Origin of the sequence: Aurantiacibacter xanthus, assembly GCF_003584015.1 — a bacterium.
GTDB lineage: Bacteria > Pseudomonadota > Alphaproteobacteria > Sphingomonadales > Sphingomonadaceae > Alteraurantiacibacter > Alteraurantiacibacter xanthus.
In genome coordinates this window covers 77,492-95,893 of sequence record NZ_QXFM01000139.1, presented here as the reverse complement: position 1 = coordinate 95,893, position 18,402 = coordinate 77,492, and the positions used below count along the sequence as shown (strand labels likewise).

Genomic DNA, 18,402 nt, shown 5'->3' with positions numbered 1-18,402 from the left:
ACAATTGTATGTGGTGCTTACAACTTCCCACGTGACCGGCTTGACCTTCCGCAAGTGGGGGTTCAGTCAGCCCGCAAAGGTAAACCAGCAGGAGAATCGCTGATCATGGGCGTTGTCGTCACCAAGATCGACCGGGCCGATCCGGAAGTTGTTAGTGCTCTGGGCAAGTGCGGTGTGGCCACCGTGCATGAGGCGCAAGGCCGCAAAGGCCTGCTCGCCAGCTACATGCGTCCGATCTATCCGGGCGCGCGCATCGGTGCCTCGGCGATCACGATCTCGGTCCCGCCGGGCGATAACTACATGGTCCACGCCGCGATCGAGCAGTGCCAGGATGGCGACGTCCTCGTGATCGCGCCGACCAGCCCGTGCGAAGACGGCTATTTCGGCGACCTGCTCGCCACCTCGGCACAGGCGCGCGGCGTGCGCGGCCTGATTATCGATGCCGGTATCCGCGACGTGCGTGACCTCACCGAGATGAACTTCCCGGTCTGGGCCAAGCGCGTGTTCGCACAAGGCACGATCAAGGCCTCGCTCGGCAGCGTCAATGTCGACGTGGTCTGCGCCAGCGCCTTCATCCGCGCCGGTGACGTGATCGTGGCCGACGACGACGGCGTCTGCGTGGTGCGCCGCGAAGAGGCCGAAGAGGTGCTGAAGAAAGCGCAGGCGCGCGAAGCAAACGAGGAAGAGAAGCGCCAGAAGCTCGCTGACGGTGTGCTCGGCCTCGACATGTACGGCTTCCGCCAGAAGCTCACCGACATGGGCCTGAAGTGGATTTGATTTAGCAGGGAGGCAGCGCCAATCCGTTCGTGTCGAGCGAAGTCGAGACACGCTGGTCCGGCGCACACCTCCCGTCTCTCGACTGCGCTCGAGACGAACGGAGTTCTTGATGGCAACCAGTTCAGCACCAGTCATGTGGATGCGGGGAGGGACCTCCAAGGGCGGTTACTTCCTCGCCTCCGACCTTCCCGCCGATGTCGACGCGCGTGCCGCATTCCTGCTGCGCGTGATGGGCAGCCCCGATCCGCGCCAGATCGACGGCATGGGCGGGGCGGACCCACTGACCAGCAAGGTCGCCGTGGTCAAGAAGTCGGAGCGCGAGGGGATCGATGTCGACTACCTGTTCCTGCAGGTGTTCGTCGATCAGGCCATCGTTTCCGATGCGCAGAACTGCGGCAATATCCTCGCCGGTGTCGGTCCCTTCGCGATCGAGCGCGGGCTGGTCGAACCGACCGGCGAGCAGACCTCGGTGGCGATCTTCATGGAGAACACCGGGCAGGTTGCCGTGGCCACGGTCGAAACGCCGGGTAGTGCGGTAAACTATTCTGGCGGCGCGAAAATCGACGGTGTGCCGGGCAGTCATGCGCCGGTTCCGCTGGAGTTCCGCGACACCGCCGGATCGAGCTGCGGTGCGTTGCTCCCCACGGGCAATCCGGTCGACGTGATCGAGGGCGTGCCCTGCACGCTGATCGACAACGGCATGCCCTGCATCGTGTTCAAGGCCGAGGACGTGGGCGCGACCGGCTACGAAACGCGCGAGGAGATGGAGGGCGATGGCTTCGCCGAGATCCGCGCGAAGATCGAGACCATCCGCCTTGCTGCCGGGCCACTGATGAACCTTGGCGACGTGAAGGAAAAGTCGGTCCCCAAGATGACGCTGGTGGCTCCGCCGAAGAATGGCGGCGCTGTAACTACGCGCGTGTTCATCCCGCATCGCGCCCATGCCTCGATTGGTGTGCTCGGCGCGGTGACGGCGGCAACGGCTTGTCTTGTCGAAGGCTCGCCCGCTGCGGAAGTGGCGCAGATCCCCGAGGGCAAGATCAAGACGCTGAGCATCGAGCATCCCAGCGGCGAGATGAGCTGCGTGATGACGATGGACGACAACGGCGAAGTCGCGACCTCGGCCCTGCTGCGCACCGCGCGCAAGCTGATGGACGGGGTGGTGTTCGTCTGAGGTATGAAAAAACTCCGTTTGTCCTGAGCTTGTCGAAGGACTGCTTTGTCTTTGAGCGCGGAGCCACAAGTAAGGACGGCCCTTCGACAAGCTCAGGGCGAGCGGTGTCTGGCGGGCTTTGGAGAACTCTATGTCTGACCGTATCGTTTCGTGGCATCCCAACCCCAGCAAACCCAGCTTCACGCCCCCACCGGGCGCGGTGGACGCGCATTGCCACGTGTTCGGGCCGATGGACCCCTTCGGTTTTTCGCCCAAGGCCAAGTATCTGCCCGCCGACGCCGGGCCCGACATGCTGTTCGCGCTGCGCGATCATCTCGGCTTCGAAAAGAACGTGATCGTGCAGGCAAGCTGCCACGGCACCGACAACGCCGCCACGCTTGACGCGATCGCCAAATCGGGCGGCAAGGCGCGCGGTGTGGCCGTGGTCGATCCCGACATTTCGGAAGAGGAACTCCAAGCGCTGCACCATGGCGGGATGCGCGGTATACGCTTCAATTTCCTCAAAAGACTGGTCGACAACGCCCCCAAGGACAAGTTCCTCGAAGTCAGCAAGCGCCTGCCTGCGGGCTGGCACGTGGTGATCTATTTCGAGGCCGACATTCTGGAGGAACTGCGCCCGTTCATGGACGCGATCCCCGTCCCGCTGGTGATCGACCACATGGGCCGCCCCGATGTCCGCCAGGGGCCTGATGGCGCGGACATGAAGGCCTTCCGCCGCTTCCTCGAAAGCCGCGATGACATCTGGTTCAAGCCGACCTGCCCCGACCGTCTCGACGCGATCAAGGAAGGCGGGCAGGGCGATCCGTGGGATGCCTTCGCCGAGGCCGTCGCGCCGCTGGTGGAAGACTATCAGGACCGCGTGATCTGGGGCACCGACTGGCCGCATCCGAACATGCAGGACGAAGTGCCCGACGATGGCCACATTGTCGATATGATCCCGCGCATCGCGCCCACGGAAGAGCTTCAGCAGAAGCTGCTCGTGACCAATCCGAACCGGCTCTACTGGTCGGACTGACGCGAGGTACGGCGCAGTCGGCTACGATGCGAGGCCGACTGCCGCCTGGGCGGACATTATGGCTGCTTGGGGCGCCCAGGGCCGGTCTGCGTGACAATCGGCGGTGCAATCAGCGCAGTTGATCGGGGGCGCGATAAGAAAGCACACTTCGCTTTCGCGCTTGGCCGCGTTGAGCGCCCGGTCGGCGTTTTCCAGCAGTTCGATGCCGCTGCAATTGCCGCCGGGATGCAGGATCGAGGCCCCCAGTGAAGCGCCGGTCGGCACGGCCCGGCCATTGTAGTCGAGCGGAGCGGCCAGCTCGGCGGCCAGCCGGTCGAGCACTGCGGGAAGCTGGGCGATATGGCGGTCGTCCTGCAGCAGTAGCACCAGCTCATCTCCGCCCAGACGCGCGGCGAAGCTACCCCTCAGCCAGCTACCGCGCAGGATTGCCGAAGCGCGGCACAGCAATTCATCGCCCGCCGCCTGCCCGGCATTGTCGTTAACCGAACGCAGGTTGTCGAGATCGATGATGACCACGCCAAGCGGTGACTTGTTCTCCATCGTGGCACGCATGGCGTCGGCGAGCTTGTCGTTGAATTTGTCGCGGTTGGGCAGGCCGGTCAGCGAATCGGTTGTGGCGCGGTGTTCCAGTTCCTGCATCAGGCGGTGCTTGTCGCTGATATCCTGGATCACGCCCACCAGCGCAGCGGGCCGGCCATCGCTCAATTCCACCTCGCCCGCCACACGTACCCGCTTGGCATTGCCCTTGGCGCCTATGAAGTCGGCTTCGAAATCGTAGCTTTCTCCAGTTTGGACGGCTCTTTCGATCGCGGTCAGGATCTTTTGTCGATCGGGACCCGCATAATAATTTACCGCATCGGCGACGGAGATGTTCGCGTCATGAGGCAATTCATGGATGGCATAGACCCCTTCCGACCAGTGGAGGTCACCGTCGTCGATCGCCATGCGCCACGATCCGATCGAAGCGATACGCTCGGCTTGGCGGAACTGTCGTTGCAGCCGCCGGGTGCCTTCCATGTCCTGTTCAAGCGCCGCGCTGTTGTGGGCATGGCGATGAAGGGCAATGTTCTGGGCGTAAAGCGAGCGCATCAACGCCGACATGCTCTCGAGCAGGGCGGTGGCTTCGGGGCCGAACTCGCGCCTTTCCTCGGACAGTGCGCAGATGACACCCACCGCTTCGCTCAAAGTGCTGTCGTCGGTGTCGGTGAAGGCGGCAATGCCGGCAAAGGAGAGAACCTTGGCGTCGCTGGTGACGAGAGGATGATCTCGCAACAGCGGGTGTCTGGCCGCATCCGGAGCGATCAGCGGGCCAACATGGTCGGCGGCGGCGAGTGCAATCGATTGTTCGAGCAGACAGCCCAGCCCGGTCGCGCCGTACTGCGCGCTGGTCCATTGATGCGATGGATCGCGCAGGCGCACCACCACGGTCTCACAGTCGATCGCACGCGCAAGTGTCGCGGCAAGCGCCGACAGGGGGGATGCATCTGCTCGCGCTTGTGTCTCCTGACGAGCAAGCGCGAGCAGATGCTGATTCTGACTAGACGGTGCGACCCATTCCATGCCGCCTGTATCAACGCTTATAGGTAAATACTGACAGCAGCGTTTGTTAGGTGAACTTGCCTAGTTTTAACCTTCTACGACCGAACGCACGAAGTCGACCGTCTGCCGTGTGGCGGCCGCGAACTCGGTGGCGGTAGCCATGAAGCTGCCATAGCTGGCGAACTCATGCGGTTTCATGCCCTCGAACTCGTAGGCCTGGCGGAAGCTGGGCAGTTTCAGCAACTTCTCGATGCTCGCCTTGTTCGGTTCGCGCTCGATTGCCTTGGGATCGAACGGGGCCAGTTCGTCTTCCACGTCCATCAGCTGTTTGATGTAGCTGGGCGGGCAAGTGTAAACGAAATCGCCACCGGCATAGTCCTCGATGTGGCGCGAGACGGTGTTGCCGTTCTTGTCCTTTTCGACTCGCATCGAGCACTGCAGCATCTTCGAGGGGTGGCCGGTGTCCTTGCCGTACCAGTAGGCGCGCTTGAGGACGGCTTCCTCGCCATCGCGAATCTCGTCGATGGACAGATCGATTCCGCGCAGTTTGGCTTCCAGCTTCCAGTCGCCCTTCTCACCCAGACGACTCGACATGTGGGTGATGACGCTGCGCCAGGTGCTCAGATCGACGCCGGCAGCCTTGGCGCGCTGGAGCCCGGCGGTGACGGCGGCCATGCAACGCGAATACTGTGCGACGGTGAAGCTGGTGGTGTTGTTGGTCGAGATGCCGCGTGCGGTCAGCTCTTCCAGCACCTCGTAGCCTTCCTTCGAGCCGGGCAGCTTAACCATCACGTTCTCGCCCATTTCGGCGATCGAGAGGCCCTGTGCCAGCATCGCCTCGCCATCGGTGACGAAGCGCGGATCGACCTGGCCCGAGAGCATGCCGTACTTGCCGCCCGAAGCCTGGAAAGCGGGCAGGATCGCGTCGGCGCCCTTCTTCACCAGCTGGAGGTACATCTGCCAGTACACGCCCTCGACATCGAGCGCCTTGTCGGCCTTGGCGATATCGAGCACGAGCTGGCGCCAGCCCGGAGGATCGAGCTGCACGGCCTGCAGGCTGAGCGGGGGGTTGGTGGTGACGCCGCGGAAGCCCATCTGGGCGGGGTTGGCGGGGTCATAGAAGCGGGTGAGCTGGGCTTCCCAGTCGGCACGCTTGCTTTCGGGTGCGGCGGCGAGAGTCTCTTCCTTCCAGCTCGGGAACACGAGCGGAGAGCTGTCCCACCAGATCTCGCATTCGGGATTGGTCTCGGCGAGCTTTTCGAGGACGTGCTTGCTCATCATCATCTCCAGACTTTCGGGTGTATCAGGGCCATTGGCACCGGCGGGCTGACCGAGTCAATCGGCCGCAGCGCCCGTTGTCTTGCAGCCAGGCTCAGGCGGGCTTGCGCTCTGCGGTAAAGCGGCCGTGCTTGCGATAGCGTGTCATCCACTTGTCGAGGAACAGCGACAGCGGCTTGGCCGTGACACCGAGCGCGTCGATCCCCGGAAGGGCCCCGGACGCCACGCTGCCCTTTTCGAGCATGGTCAGCTGGTCGCGGTTGATCGGTGCCAGCGGCAGGGCGGCGGCGAGGCGGGCCAGCGTATCGGGCACGGCGAACACGATCGGATCGCGCTGCTGCCCCTTGGCGATGGCGCGGTTGATTTCCTCCATCGAGAGCTGGTCGGGCCCGGCGATCTCGTAGGTCTTGCCGCCGTGCGTGGCGGGCGCGGCGAGCGCATTGCCGATGGCCTCGGCAAGGTCTGCCACCCAGACCGGCTGAAGCTTCGATTCGGCCCCGAACACCGGCAGCACCGGCAAGGACTGCGCCAGATCGGCGAACAGCGGCACGAAGCCGCCGTCCTCGCCGAAGACAGCCGAGGGGCGCAGGATTGTTGCCTGCGGGAAGGCCTCGCGCACAAGCTGCTCGCCTTCGCCTTTGGTGCGGAAGTAGCCGGTCTTGCTCGTTGCATCCGCCCCGATCGCCGAGACATAGACGAAGCTCTGCGCGCCATTGGCGGCGGCAGCAGCGGCTGCCACCCCGGCACCGGTCGCCTGCAAGGCGCGCTGGTTCTTGCCGAAGGTGCCGACCAGATAGACCACCGCGTCCGCACCCGCCACGCAGGCTTCGACGCTGGCCTTGTCGGCGGCATTGCAGCGTGCGAACTGGATCTGGCCGAGGTTGGCGAGCGGCTTGAGGCTGAAGGCCTTCTCGGGATTGCGCGCGGCGATCCGCAGGCGAGCGCCACGCTCGAGCAGGTCCTGCGCGACCTGCCGTCCGATAAAGCCGCTGCCGCCGATGAGGACGACGAGCTTGTCTTCGAGCGGGCCATAGTTTGCCATGCGAGTAGTTCCTTTGCGCGAAGCGGTTGAGGCTGTTCGCCCAGCCTTTAGGCGAGGGAGGGCCCTGCGGGCAACAAGCGAGATAGGGGTGCGGCCGAGGGTGGGGCAAAGAAAATGCACGTTGCGAGCGTCAATCGAATTGACAAGGCCGGTGACAGTGGCCTATCGGCGCCGACCTACCCGATGCGGACCTTCGATGATCCGCATACGATGTGTGCCCAGATGGCGGAATTGGTAGACGCACCGTCTTCAGGTGGCGGCGCTCGCAAGGGCGTGGAGGTTCGAGTCCTCTTCTGGGCACCACCGCTTCTCAAATAATTGAGAGGCCAGAAAAATATCGCAACAGATGGCCTTGTGGCTGGCGCATTGCCAGCGGCATGGAACTGCGCTTCCATGCTCTCGGCCATTGCATCCCTTGGCCTTGTTTCAGTGTCTCTGCGGTCTTAGCGGCTTTTCTCTTAACGGAGTAAGGACGAAAGAATGAAGAGACTTGTCGGCATTGTTGGCTTGGTGAGTGGCCTTGCCTTGGCAACGCCTGCCTCGGCAGGAAGCGTTGTCGCAGAAGCGAACGGAGCGCGGTCCGAAGGCGTCTGGGGAGGCGAGGTCGGGGGCGGCTATCAGATCGGCGGCTACGGGTTTGCCCTTCGTCCTATGGTCGGCACGCTGATCTACCGGGGCGATGATGATCGATACCGGATGGAGACCTTTTCGAACGGCCAGTCACGCTGCCGCGATCTGACGAGCGGCGCCTTCGCCAGCGACCGCAAGTGCGACGATACCTCGTTCAAGCTCTACGGCAAGCTGGAGGCCAGCTTTACGCTCCCGGCCAGCATCGAAATCGGTGCCGGTGGGCGCTATGACGGTGGCAAGGTGCGCCCCTATGGACTGGTCAGCTATCCGCTGGCTCCTGCCTTGCGCGTTCATGGCAATGTCGGCGAGGAATATCTCGCGCTCGGAGTGCGCGCGAGCTTCTGACTGTTCCAGGTGCCGCTGTGCTCAGGCTCGCGGCGGCACCCGTTTCTTCCTTTGCGACAAAGCCTTGCCGAGAACGCTGTGCGACGAGTTCGCCGGGTTCCGCCCACCGCTGTAGCTGAGCTTTCCAATCCACCGAGGCGCCTTGTGCATCGCCTCCGGGGAGGGGCGAAGGGCTGCCTTCCAGATTATTCTTGAGTGCCGGAATAATTATTCTTATGCTCCGGAATATAATAAAAACTGGAGGATGCTGGTGAGAGTATTTTTGAAGGCGACGACGTCGCTTGGCGCTATCGTGCTGGGTGCGACCGGGGCTCTGGCGCAGGATAACGCGCCCTCCGAACAGCAAGGCATTACCGACATCATTGTGACGGCGCAGCGCTCCGAAACGATCAGCCAGCGCACCCCGCTGGCGATCGATGTAGTCCAGCCCGAAGAGCTGACCCGGCAGAACGTGCTGCGCGCGGAAGACCTGTCGCGGATTTCGCCGTCGCTGTCGGCCAGCGGCGGGGCGGGCGGGACCACCAATTTCTTCGTTCGCGGTGTGGGCAACAACACGGTCAACGCCTATTCCGACCCGGCGATCTCGTTCAATTACGATGGCGTGTACGTCGGGCGTCCGTCGTCGACATCGGGCGTGTTCTACGATCTGCAGCGGGTCGAGGTGCTGAAGGGGCCGCAGGGCACACTTTATGGCCGCAATGCCACGGCTGGCGCGATCAACGTGATCCCCAACCGGCCCGAACTGGGCAAGCAGTCGGTCGATTTCATGCTTGGCTATGGCAACTTCAACTGGCTGACCGGGCAGGCTGCGGTCAATATGCCGGTGAGCGATACCGTCGCCGTTCGCGCCGCGGGTTCCATCGCGCGCCGCGATGCCTTCATGTCGGATAACACGGGGCGGCAAAGCGAATATGCGGGCCGCCTGCAGGTTCTGGCCGAGCTCGCCCACAACGTCGATCTGCGGGTGGCGGGGGATTTCTCGCATCAGGGCGGAGCCAGCGCGAGCGGCTTCTACCTCGGCGCGGTGAACCCCAGGTTCGGGCCGACCGGCTTTGCCGGTTACGAGTTCGTCCCCAGCGGCTTCGATCCGCAGCAGGGCGTGCTCGATCCGGCATCGCAGGCACTGCTGGCTTCGCGTTTCATCGCCCAGACCGGTCGCGCCGGTGCGGTGGGCGACAGTCAGCCGTACAACGATAACGACTTCTGGGGGATCTCCGCCGAGCTGAATGTCGTGACCGAGGCCGGCACGCTGACGGTGCAACCGGCCTATCGCGAAGCCAGCCTGGACTATGTCTTTGCCGGGATCTTCCGCGAAGCTGCGTCGCAGGAAGAAGACCGGCAGACCAGCCTCGAAGTGCGCTGGGCCGGGCATGTCGGCGACAGGTTCGACTATCTGCTCGGCGGCATCTATTACAAGGAGGATATCGACGCCACCGCGCGCTATAACCAGCACACGCTGGTGCCGTTCCAGAACTTCTCGACCAGCACCGAAAGCTGGGCCGGGTTCGGCATGGTCACTTTCGAGCCGGTGGAGAACCTTCGCCTGACAGCGGCAGGGCGTTACACCTCGGATCGCAAGTCGTTTGACGGCGTGTCGGACGTCTACATCGTGTTCTGCGGCAACCCTGCGCCGCCGCAGGATATCTGCCCCACGCTGCCGTTCGCACCGCGGGTCGACAACGCGGCCGCGCTGCGGGCGTTTTACGCCGATGCAGGCATCCCGCTGACGAACGTGCCGCTGTTCGCCCTGCCACCGCAGGCAGGAGGCTCGCAGACCGCGCCGTTCGTGCTCAATTCGCCGATCGTCATCGATTCCTCGCTGCGCAACAACAAGTTCACCTACCGGCTGGCGGCGCAGTACGATTTCACGCCCACCAACATGATCTATGCCAGCATGGAAACCGGTTATCACGCGGGGGGCTTCTCGTTTGCGAAGGGCCTGTCGAGCTACGACCCGGAATCGATCCGCGCCTGGACCATCGGCAGCAAGAACCGCTTTGCCGACAACCGGGTGCAGCTCAACATCGAGGGCTTCATCTGGGACTATAAAGGCCAGCAGTTCAGCCAGTTCGGCTACGACCTCGGCACGCCGCCCTCGACGGTGTTCCTCACCCGCAATATCGGTGACAGCACCATCATGGGGGTCGACCTCGATCTTCAGGTGATGCCCACGCGGCACACCACGTTGGGGGCGAATGTTCAGTTCCTCGATACGAACTACGACAGCTTCGTCTACTATGCACCGGATCAGGGTCTGCCGCCGAACACCAGTTGCCCTTTCACCCCGACCACGCAGGCGACGCCCGGCGGCACGGTCAACGTGTTCGCGGTCGATTGTTCGGGCAATGAGGCGTTCAACTCGCCGCGCTGGTCGTTCAACCTCGATGCACAGCACGTGATCGAATTCGATGGCTTCGACATGCGGTTGCAGGCGGGCACCCGCTATCGCGGCGCCAGCTACTCATCGGCGGACTATCTGCCCTATCTGCGTTCGCCCAGTGCCTTTGTCAGCAATGCCTCGATCACCTTCTCGAACCCGGAAGACACGCTGTTCCTGACGTTTTACGTCAACAACATCGAGGACAACCAGCGGCTGGTCGATGCCACGGTCAATTCGGCAGGCTTGTTTGTCGCCAATGCCGAGCAGCCGCGCACCTACGGCGTGCGGCTGGGCGGGAGCTTCTGAGGCGTGAACGGGATCGTCACCGGCATCGGCATCGGCATCGGCATCGGCACCGTGCCACCAAGCTCCAGCCCAACAGAAAGCAGCAAGTAGATGATTGAAAATGCCCTGATCGTCGGTGGCGGAGTGGGCGGGATGAGCGCGGCAATCGCGCTCGCCCGTCTGGGGGTGGCCGTCGAGCTTATCGACATCGATCCCGAATGGCGCGCCTATGGGGCGGGCATCAGCGTCACCGGCATGTCGCTGCGGGCGTTCGAGCAGCTGGGCATTCTCGACGAGGTGCGCCGCGAAGGTTTCGTCGGGTCGGGCATCCGGCTGCGGGCTCCCGATGGCAGCGTGGTGATGGAGAGCCCGCCGCCACCGGCAGCGCCTGCCCCGATCGATTGCAGCGGCGGGATCATGCGTCCGGCGTTGCACGCGATCATGCAGCGGCATGTGCGCGAGGCGGGCGTGACGATAACGCTCGGCGTTTCGCCCGCGGCTTATGACGAGATGGGTGACTGCGTGGAGGTCCGCCTGTCCGACGGTTCGACGCGGCAGGTCGAACTGGTGGTGGCGGCGGACGGGATTTTTTCTGCCAGCCGCAAGCTGCTGTTCCCCGACATCGCCCCGCCACGGTTCACCGGGCAGGGCTGCTGGCGGATCGTGGCCGATCGGCCGAATGACCTCGACCGGGCAGAGATCTGGATCGGCGGGCCGGTCAAGTTGGGGCTCAACCCGATTTCGCACGACAAGCTCTATGCTTTCATCCTCGAAAACGTACCCGACAATCCGTGGTACGACGAAGCCGACATGCTCCCCCATGTGGCGCAATTGCTGGAGCCTTTCGGCGGTGCCATCGCCGCCATCCGCGATAATCTGGGACCGCAATCGCTCGTCAATTACCGGCCGCTGGAGTGGCTGCTATTGCCCAGGCCATGGCACAAGGGGCGGGTGGTGCTGATCGGCGATGCCGTACACGCGACCACGCCGCATATGGCCAGCGGAGCCGGTGCCGCGACCGAGGACGGGCTTGCGCTGGCCGAGGAAATCGCCCGCGCTGATGAGGTCGAGACGGCGCTGACGGCTTTTGCCGAACGTCGGTTCGAGCGGGCGCGGCTGATCGTCGAAAACTCGGTTCGCATCGGCGAAATCGAAATGGCCGGGGGCAACCAGATGGATGCCAACGCCATGCTCGGCGGCACCATGCAGAAGCTGCGGGAGGCGTTCTGATGCACTGGGGACTGGCTACCGTCGATGGCGCCGGGGTGCTGGTGCGCGGCGACCGCTACGTGCCGCTGGCGCACTGGGGCGAGACGCGCCCACTCATTGCCCTGCTCGAAGACTGGGTGGAGGTGGCCCCGCGGCTTGGCCAATGGGCCGCCGATGAGAATGCCTTTGCCGCCGCCGCCGCCGACTTTGCCTCTGCGCAGGTCGAGCTGCCATACCGGCCCGGCCAGATCTTCTGCACCGGCGCGAACTACAAGAAGCATGTGGTCGGCCTCATCATGGGGGACGGCTCGATGCGCACGGCCGAACACGAGCAGCAAAACGAGGAAGACCGCCGCGCCAAGGCCGAGGCGATGATGGACGAGCGCGCCAGCCTGCCGCCGTTCTGTTTCGTGAAGCTGCCCTCCTGCGCGATCGGGCCGCGCGATACGGTGGTGCTGCCGCGCAACGTCGCCAAGCCCGACTGGGAGCTGGAACTGGGCGTGGTCATCGGCAAGCGGGCGCACCGCGTCAGCCCGGAACAGGCGATGGAGCATGTGGCCGGCTTTGCCGTGGTGAACGATGTGACCGCGCGCGATCTGGTGTTCAGACGCGACGGCTCAGCCATCGGGGCTGACTGGCTGGCGGGCAAGTGCTTCCCCACCTTCCTGCCCTTCGGCCCGATGATCGTGCCGAAGGAGCAGGTGCCCGATCCCTACGACCTGACCATCCGCCTGTCGGTCAACGGCAAGGTCTATCAGGATGAAAGCACCGGCGACATGATGACCTCGATCGAGCGGCAGGTGGCTTTCCTGTCGCAGATCACCGTGCTGCAACCGGGGGACGTGATCTGCACCGGATCGCCCTATGGCAATGGGGCGGCCTTCGGTGTGTTCCTGCGCGATGGCGACATGATGGAGGGCACGATCACCGGGCTCGGCACGCAGCGTAACGCTTGCGTGGCGGAAGCCTGACCAGCGTGGCCGGGGCGGGATCAGTCAGCCGCGGGGCGCTTGCGCAAGCCGTCGATCAGCAGCCGCTCGACAAAGTCCTCGTAGCGTCGGGCCAGTTCGTCCATGTCGCTGCCTTCGGGCAGCAGCAGTTTCAGCAAGGGGCCGCCGGTGACGAAGAAGTCGCTGATCCCCACGACCGCCAGATGCAGGAACAGCGGATCGAAATCGGTCAGCTCGCCGGCCTCGTCGAGCTCCTTGATGCGGGCATAGTTATCGACCGGGATCTGGTTCCACTTGCGAACGCTCTGCCGCATCTCGGGCGAACTGGTGCTGTCCAGCTCGTCGAGCATCAGGCGCTGCATGTTCTTGGCCGAGCGGGTGAAACGAAAGGTGGCGTGTATGAAATCGGCCAGCAGCTGCTGCGCGTCACCGTCTTCGGGCGGCGGGGCATGGCCTTCCTCGCCGATCTGCTGCGCCACTTCCAGCAGCAGCTTGCCGCGATTGCCGAAGTAGTAGCGGACCAGTGCCGGATCGCCTCCGGCGCGGCGCGCTATGGCGCTGGCCGTAACCTGCTGAGGGGGCAGTTCCTGCAACAGCTGGCGGGTGGCCGCGATCAGGGCTTCCCGTCCGACACCCGCACTCGCGGCATCGGGCCGTCCCTTACTGCGTTTGGCAGAGGCTTTCTCGCTCATCGGCCCTCTGCTGGCGCAAGCATTGCTGCAGCACAAGGCCGCGGCGTGAAATTTAATTCTTGTCGTCAGGAATTCGGCCAATAGGCTTCCGGCGAAACTGGGAGAGCGAGTTTGCGTAACTGGGAATTTCGCCAGGGTGTGCACGACATCGGCAACGGGCTTTATGGCTACGTTCAGCCCGACGGCACCTGGGGCTGGTCGAACGCGGGTCTGGTTACGTCGCGCGGGCAAACACTGCTGATCGACACGCTGATGAGCGTGCCGTTGACCCGCGCCATGCTCGACGATTTTGCGCGGGTCGAAGGGGGCGAGAAGGTCGATCTGCTGGTCAACACCCATGCCAACCCCGATCACTTCTTCGGCAATGGCGTGGTGGAGGGAGCCGAGATCATCGGCACCCGCGCCATGCGCGCGGAGATGGCGCACTTCGATCCGCGGGCGCTCGCGACCCTGTCTGCCACCTGGCAGGAGTGGGGAGAGGCGGGCGAGTTTCTGTTCGAGACGATGGGCCGCCAGTTCGATTTCAGCGGGGTCGACGAACTGACATTGCCCACCCGCACCTTCGACGACAGGCTGTTGCTTACGGTGGGCGATAAACGGGTGGAACTGGTCGATCTCGGGCCTGCGCATACGCTCTCGGACACCATCGCCTGGGTGCCCGACGACAAGGTGGTGTTCACGGGCGATCTGCTGTTCAACGAAGGCCATCCGGTGCTCTGGGCCGGGCCGATGAGCCGCTGGATCGCCGCCTGCCGCTTCATCGAGGAGCTGGCTCCCGAGGTGGTGGTGCCCGGCCACGGCCCGATCTGCGGGGTCGAAGGCGTGGTGCGGATGCGCGAGTATTTCGAGCATCTCGTGGCACAGGCCCGTGGCCGGTTCGAGGCGGGCATGCCGTGGCAGGAGGCCGCGCGCGACATCCCGCTGAAGGAATATGCGCACTGGACCGATCCCGAGCGGATCGTGGTGAACGTCTATTCGCTGTACAAGGAATGGAACCCGGATCTGGCCACCGCCACGCCGCCCGCGCTGTTTGCCGAGATGCTGCATTACCGCAAGGAATGTGCCGGGGGCGGGTGCAACCATGTCCATTGACCTGACCGCCACGCACCACCCGGCGCGCCGCAGCTGCGTTCCCACTGGCTTCGGCGAGTGTAGCGGCCCCCTCTTTCCCGCAAGGAGCCTTCCATGACCGCAGAACTCTTCACCTGTGCCGAGCGCCAGCCGATCCCGGTCTCGGCCTGCGGCAAGCATCTGGTGGTGGACATCCATTGCCACCTCGGCATTCCCGCCGCCGATGCTATCGTGCAGGCCAGCTATCCTGGGCCGCCGCCCGGCATCAACGACTTTACCAGCGCGAAGACGGCGGAGGTCAACCGCGCGCAGTTCGCTGCCATGGGCCGGACCCTCAATACGCTGGATACCCGGCTGGCCGATATGGACCGGCTGGGGATCGACGTGCAGGCGATCTCACCAAGCCCCGGCCAGTATTTTTACTTCACCGATGCCGACACCGGGCGCGCGGCGGCGCGTGCGGTGAACGATGGCATGGCCGAGGCCGTGGCGCAGCACCCCGACCGGCTGGTGGGCATGGGCACCGTGCCGTTGCAGAACCCCGCCCTCGCCGTGGAAGAGATGCGGCGCTGCGTGAAGGAGCTTGATCTGCGCGGCATCGAGATCAGCTCGAACGTCAACGGCGTCGATCTGCATGCGCCGGAGTTCCGCCCGTTCTGGGCTGCCGCCGAGGAGCTGGGCGTGCTGGTGTTCCTGCACCCGCTCGGCTTCACCCACGCCAGCCGGATGAGCGAATACTACTTCAACAACCTGATCGGCAATCCGCTCGAATCGACGCTCGCTGTGGGGCACCTGATCTTCGGCGGCGTGCTCGATGCCTACCCCGGCCTCAAGCTGTGCGTTGCCCATGGCGGGGGGTATATTCCGGGCTACTGGGGCCGCATGGACCACGGCTGGCGTGCCCGCGCCGACTGCTCGGAACATTGCCGGCATCAGCCATCGAGCTACCTGCGCAAGTTGTGGTTCGATACCTTGGTGTTCGACAAGGACCAGCTCGACAGCCTCGTCCGCACGCATGGCGCCGACAGGCTCTGCCTTGGCAGCGACTATCCGTTCGATATGTCGGAGCCCGATCCGCTCGGCTTCCACGAGCGCTTGAGCGAGGAGGATCGGGCGAGGATCCTTGGCCTCAACGCGGCGCAGCTGCTGGGTCTGGAACGGACCTGACGCCGAACGCGCAGAGCCATGCCGCCCAGGGCCAGGCGCGAAGTGATCCGCGCCTGGCCCCTGCGATCATTTCAGTGCTGCTTACTGTGCCAGCGGCACGGCATTGACGATATGGGCCTGCGTATATTCCATCAGGCCGGCCATGCCCAGTTCGCCGCCCATGCCGGACTTCTTGGAGCCACGGAACGGGATGTTCGGATCGATCGCGAGGTGCTGGTTGACCCACACGGTGCCGCTGTCGATCTGCATCGCCACGGCGGTCGCCGCTTCGAGGTCCATGCCCCAGACAGTGCCGCCAAGGCCATAGGGCGAATCGTTCGCCCGCGCGATCACGTCTTCGATGGAATCGTAGGCAAGGACCGGGAGCACCGGGCCGAACTGTTCTTCCTTCACCAGCGGGGCGTCATCGTCGAGGTCGCGCACGATGGTCGGCGGGATGAAATAGCCCTTGCGGTCGGGAATCTCGCCGCCCGCGACGATCTTGCCGCGCGTCTTCGAATCCTCGATCAGGCCCTTCACCTTCTCATACTGCATACGGTTCTGGATCGGGCCGATGGTCGAGCCCTGCTTCGCGCCATCGTCGACCACAGCAGCCTCGGCGAGCTTGGCGATTTCGGCGCAGAACTCGTCATACATGCTGCGCGGAACATAGGCGCGCTTGATCGCCACGCAGATCTGCCCGGCATTGGCCATGGCGCCCTGATAGATGCGCTCGGCCGCCAGCTTCGCGGGTACGTCATCGAGAACGATGGAGGCATCGTTGCCGCCCAGTTCCAGCGTCACGCGCTTGATATCGCCAGCGGACGACGCCAGCACCTTGGCGCCGGTGGCGGTCGAGCCGGTGAAGGCAACCTTGGCGATCTTCGGATGGGTGGTGATTTTCGAGCCGAGTTCGTTTTCGTCGCAGACCACGTTGAAAACGCCTGCCGGCAGAATGTCCGCCGCGATTTCCCCGATCAGGCAGGTGGTGAGCGGGGTGGTCGGCGCGGGCTTGGCAATCAGCGTGTTGCCGGTGAGCAGGGCCGGGGCCAGCTTGTTGAACAGCAGGATCACCGGGAAGTTCCACGGCGTGATCGAGGCGCAAACGCCCAGCGGAGTGCGATGCTCGACAACGCGGTTGCCATTCTCGTCGCGGAGCGTCTGAGGCTCGATCCGCATGCCGAGGAAGGCGCGCAGCGTGCCGACCGTGCCCATCACTTCGTACTGTGCCTGATTGAGCGGCTTGCCCTGTTCGCTGGTGAGCAGGTGCGCCAGTTCGTCGGCCCGCTGTTCGATCGCATCGGCCAGCTTCGAAAGCACGGCAACGCGGTCCTCGTGGCTGCGGGCAGACCAGGCGGGGAAGGCGGCGTCGGCTGCGGCAACGGCCTCGTCGAGCATGGTCTCGTCGGCCTTGGGGCACATCGCCACAACCTCTTCGGTGGCCGGGTTGAGGACCGGGAACTGGGTGACGCCGCCACGCAGTTCACCATTAATCAAAAGCTTGAATTCATGCGCCACGGCTTCTCTCCATTACACCGGTGTTGCTATGCGGAAATTGTATCCATAGGGTACATTGCTGGCAAGCCGCTTTTCGGAGGATATCGATGAAGACATCGGGTGTTCTGGGCAAGGTGGTCGGCTATCAGATGCGGCGCGCAAACCTGCATTTCATCGAGGCCGCGAGCTGTGCATTGGCGCGCTATGAGATCACGCCGTTGCAGTGGTCCGCGCTGGCCCGGATCGAAGCCAATCCCGGCTGCAATCAGAGCGAACTCGGGGTGGCGCTGGCGATCAACCGGTCGGGCGCGGCCAAGGTCGTGGCGCGGCTGGTGGCGCTGGACCTGCTGGAGCGCCGGCCGACCTGCGATCCGCGCGCCTATGCGCTGGAGATCACACCCGAAGGCCGCGATGTGCTGGCCGAGGGCGGTGCGGCCATTCATGACAGCGAGCAGGAGATCCTGCAGGTGCTGGACGAGGCAGAGCAGCGCGAGCTTTCGCGTCTGCTGCTGAAACTGGCGCAGCCTGCGGGCAGGGCTCAGGCGGGCTGCGGCGAACCGGCCATGCCTCGGCAAGCCAGCACGGCAGGGCAGCGCCGCAAGATTTCGTGACCCCGCGTCGACCGGTCGCGCCGCACGAAGCGCAGGCCATTGTAATTCGCTGACAGAGTTCTATACCTTAAGGTATGGAAAAGGTTGCCACCCGAGGAAGACCGCGCGAGTTCGACACCGACGAAGCTCTTGCCCACGCCCTGCGCCTGTTCTGGCAGAAGGGCTACGAGGGCGCGTCGCTTACCGATCTGACCGATGCGATGGGGATCACCCGGCCCAGCCTCTATGCCGCGTTCGGCAACAAGGAGGCGCTGTTCCGGCAGGCGCTCGACCTTTACGAGCGCGACAAGCTCGCCTACATTCGTGAGGCGGCGGAGGCCCCCACTGCGCGCGGCGTTGCCGAGACGTTGTTGATGGGCGCGGTCGATGTGGCGACCGGGGGCGAATGCCGTGGCTGCATGGGGGTGATCGCCGCGGTTGCCTGTCAGAGTGTTGAGCCCTCGATCCGCGACCATGTCAACGCCCGCGCGGAATCCGCCAAGCAACTGATTGTCGAGCGGATGCAGCGCGCGATCGACGCCGGTGAGTTCGTCGTTCCGGCCGATGCGACCGCGATCACGCGCTATCTGCTGGCGCTGATGCAGGGAATTTCCGTGCAGGCCCAGTCGGGCGCAAGCCGGCAGGAACTTGTACAGGTCGTTGAATCTGCTCTGCTTTCATGGCCTTCGCAGTAGCACCTCTTCGCAGTCGCGAAAAAAATACCTAGCGGTACAGAAAAACCGCTTGACCTGAACGCCAGATTACATACTTATCGGTACAGA

16 protein-coding genes and 1 tRNA gene are annotated in these 18,402 nt (G+C 64.2%); 12 read left to right on the top strand and 5 right to left on the bottom strand.

Going from position 1 to position 18,402, the window contains the following annotated elements; all coding sequences use genetic code 11:
• The first annotated feature begins 102 nt into the window (after positions 1-102).
• The 3 genes from D2V17_RS17970 (at position 103) to D2V17_RS17960 (ending at position 2,966) form a co-directional block, all read left to right on the top strand.
• On the top strand, positions 103-777 hold the full coding sequence (locus D2V17_RS17970) for a 4-carboxy-4-hydroxy-2-oxoadipate aldolase/oxaloacetate decarboxylase (RefSeq protein ID WP_119594570.1): 675 nt from the start codon (positions 103-105) through the stop codon (positions 775-777).
• Positions 778-886: 109 nt separating this feature from the next.
• Positions 887-1,951, top strand: coding sequence for a 4-oxalomesaconate tautomerase (locus D2V17_RS17965; RefSeq protein ID WP_119594515.1), 1,065 nt, complete (start codon positions 887-889; stop codon positions 1,949-1,951).
• Positions 1,952-2,081: 130 nt separating this feature from the next.
• Positions 2,082-2,966, top strand: coding sequence for an amidohydrolase family protein (locus D2V17_RS17960; protein ID WP_119594513.1), 885 nt, complete (start codon positions 2,082-2,084; stop codon positions 2,964-2,966).
• A 21-nt stretch (positions 2,967-2,987) separates the two neighbouring features.
• On the opposite strand, the gene D2V17_RS17955 is transcribed toward D2V17_RS17960, so the two are convergent.
• From D2V17_RS17955 to D2V17_RS17945, 3 genes are all read right to left on the bottom strand, one after another.
• Positions 2,988-4,391 carry a GGDEF domain-containing protein gene (locus D2V17_RS17955; RefSeq protein ID WP_220474154.1) on the bottom strand — a complete coding sequence of 468 codons (1,404 nt, stop codon included), beginning with the start codon at positions 4,389-4,391 and terminating at the stop codon, positions 2,988-2,990.
• A 201-nt stretch (positions 4,392-4,592) separates the two neighbouring features.
• Entirely contained in the window at positions 4,593-5,783 is a 1,191-nt protein-coding gene (locus tag D2V17_RS17950; protein WP_191229280.1) for a transaldolase family protein, read from the bottom strand.
• 94 nt (positions 5,784-5,877) lie between these two features.
• The gene (locus D2V17_RS17945; protein ID WP_119594507.1) at positions 5,878-6,825 is read right to left on the bottom strand and encodes a complex I NDUFA9 subunit family protein; all 948 of its coding nucleotides are present in this window, start codon (positions 6,823-6,825) and stop codon (positions 5,878-5,880) included.
• 216 nt (positions 6,826-7,041) lie between these two features.
• Between D2V17_RS17945 and D2V17_RS17940 the strand changes: the two genes are divergently transcribed.
• The 5 genes from D2V17_RS17940 (at position 7,042) to D2V17_RS17920 (ending at position 12,645) form a co-directional block, all read left to right on the top strand.
• Positions 7,042-7,128, top strand: a tRNA-Leu gene (locus D2V17_RS17940).
• A gap of 177 nt (positions 7,129-7,305) precedes the next feature.
• Positions 7,306-7,800: a hypothetical protein gene (locus D2V17_RS17935; protein WP_245978797.1), complete on the top strand. Its 495-nt coding sequence runs from the start codon at positions 7,306-7,308 to the stop codon at positions 7,798-7,800.
• Positions 7,801-8,050: 250 nt separating this feature from the next.
• Entirely contained in the window at positions 8,051-10,486 is a 2,436-nt protein-coding gene (locus D2V17_RS17930; RefSeq protein WP_245978796.1) for a TonB-dependent receptor, read from the top strand.
• A gap of 90 nt (positions 10,487-10,576) precedes the next feature.
• Positions 10,577-11,695, top strand: coding sequence for an FAD-dependent oxidoreductase (locus D2V17_RS17925; protein WP_119594503.1), 1,119 nt, complete (start codon positions 10,577-10,579; stop codon positions 11,693-11,695).
• Positions 11,695-12,645 carry a fumarylacetoacetate hydrolase family protein gene (locus tag D2V17_RS17920; protein WP_119594501.1) on the top strand — a complete coding sequence of 317 codons (951 nt, stop codon included), beginning with the start codon at positions 11,695-11,697 and terminating at the stop codon, positions 12,643-12,645. Before D2V17_RS17925 ends, D2V17_RS17920 begins: the two co-directional genes overlap by 1 nt.
• A gap of 20 nt (positions 12,646-12,665) precedes the next feature.
• On the opposite strand, the gene D2V17_RS17915 is transcribed toward D2V17_RS17920, so the two are convergent.
• A complete protein-coding gene (locus tag D2V17_RS17915) occupies positions 12,666-13,316 on the bottom strand; it encodes a TetR/AcrR family transcriptional regulator (protein ID WP_119594499.1) in 651 nt (216 codons plus the stop codon).
• Positions 13,317-13,427: 111 nt separating this feature from the next.
• Here D2V17_RS17915 and D2V17_RS17910 point away from each other — a divergent pair, with 111 nt between their 5' ends.
• Complete coding sequence (locus D2V17_RS17910) at positions 13,428-14,408, top strand: MBL fold metallo-hydrolase (protein WP_119594496.1); 981 nt, start codon at positions 13,428-13,430, stop codon at positions 14,406-14,408.
• Positions 14,409-14,501: 93 nt separating this feature from the next.
• Entirely contained in the window at positions 14,502-15,554 is a 1,053-nt protein-coding gene (locus D2V17_RS17905) for an amidohydrolase family protein (RefSeq protein ID WP_119594494.1), read from the top strand.
• A gap of 81 nt (positions 15,555-15,635) precedes the next feature.
• On the opposite strand, the gene D2V17_RS17900 is transcribed toward D2V17_RS17905, so the two are convergent.
• Positions 15,636-17,051, bottom strand: coding sequence for an aldehyde dehydrogenase family protein (locus D2V17_RS17900; protein WP_119594492.1), 1,416 nt, complete (start codon positions 17,049-17,051; stop codon positions 15,636-15,638).
• Between the two features lie 86 nt (positions 17,052-17,137).
• Here D2V17_RS17900 and D2V17_RS17895 point away from each other — a divergent pair, with 86 nt between their 5' ends.
• Positions 17,138-17,641 (top strand): MarR family winged helix-turn-helix transcriptional regulator, encoded by a 504-nt coding sequence (locus D2V17_RS17895; RefSeq protein ID WP_119594490.1) that lies wholly within the window; start codon positions 17,138-17,140, stop codon positions 17,639-17,641.
• Positions 17,642-17,715: 74 nt separating this feature from the next.
• Positions 17,716-18,315, top strand: a complete 600-nt coding sequence (locus D2V17_RS17890; protein WP_119594488.1) for a TetR/AcrR family transcriptional regulator — start codon at positions 17,716-17,718, stop codon at positions 18,313-18,315.
• The last annotated feature ends 87 nt before the right edge of the window (positions 18,316-18,402 follow it).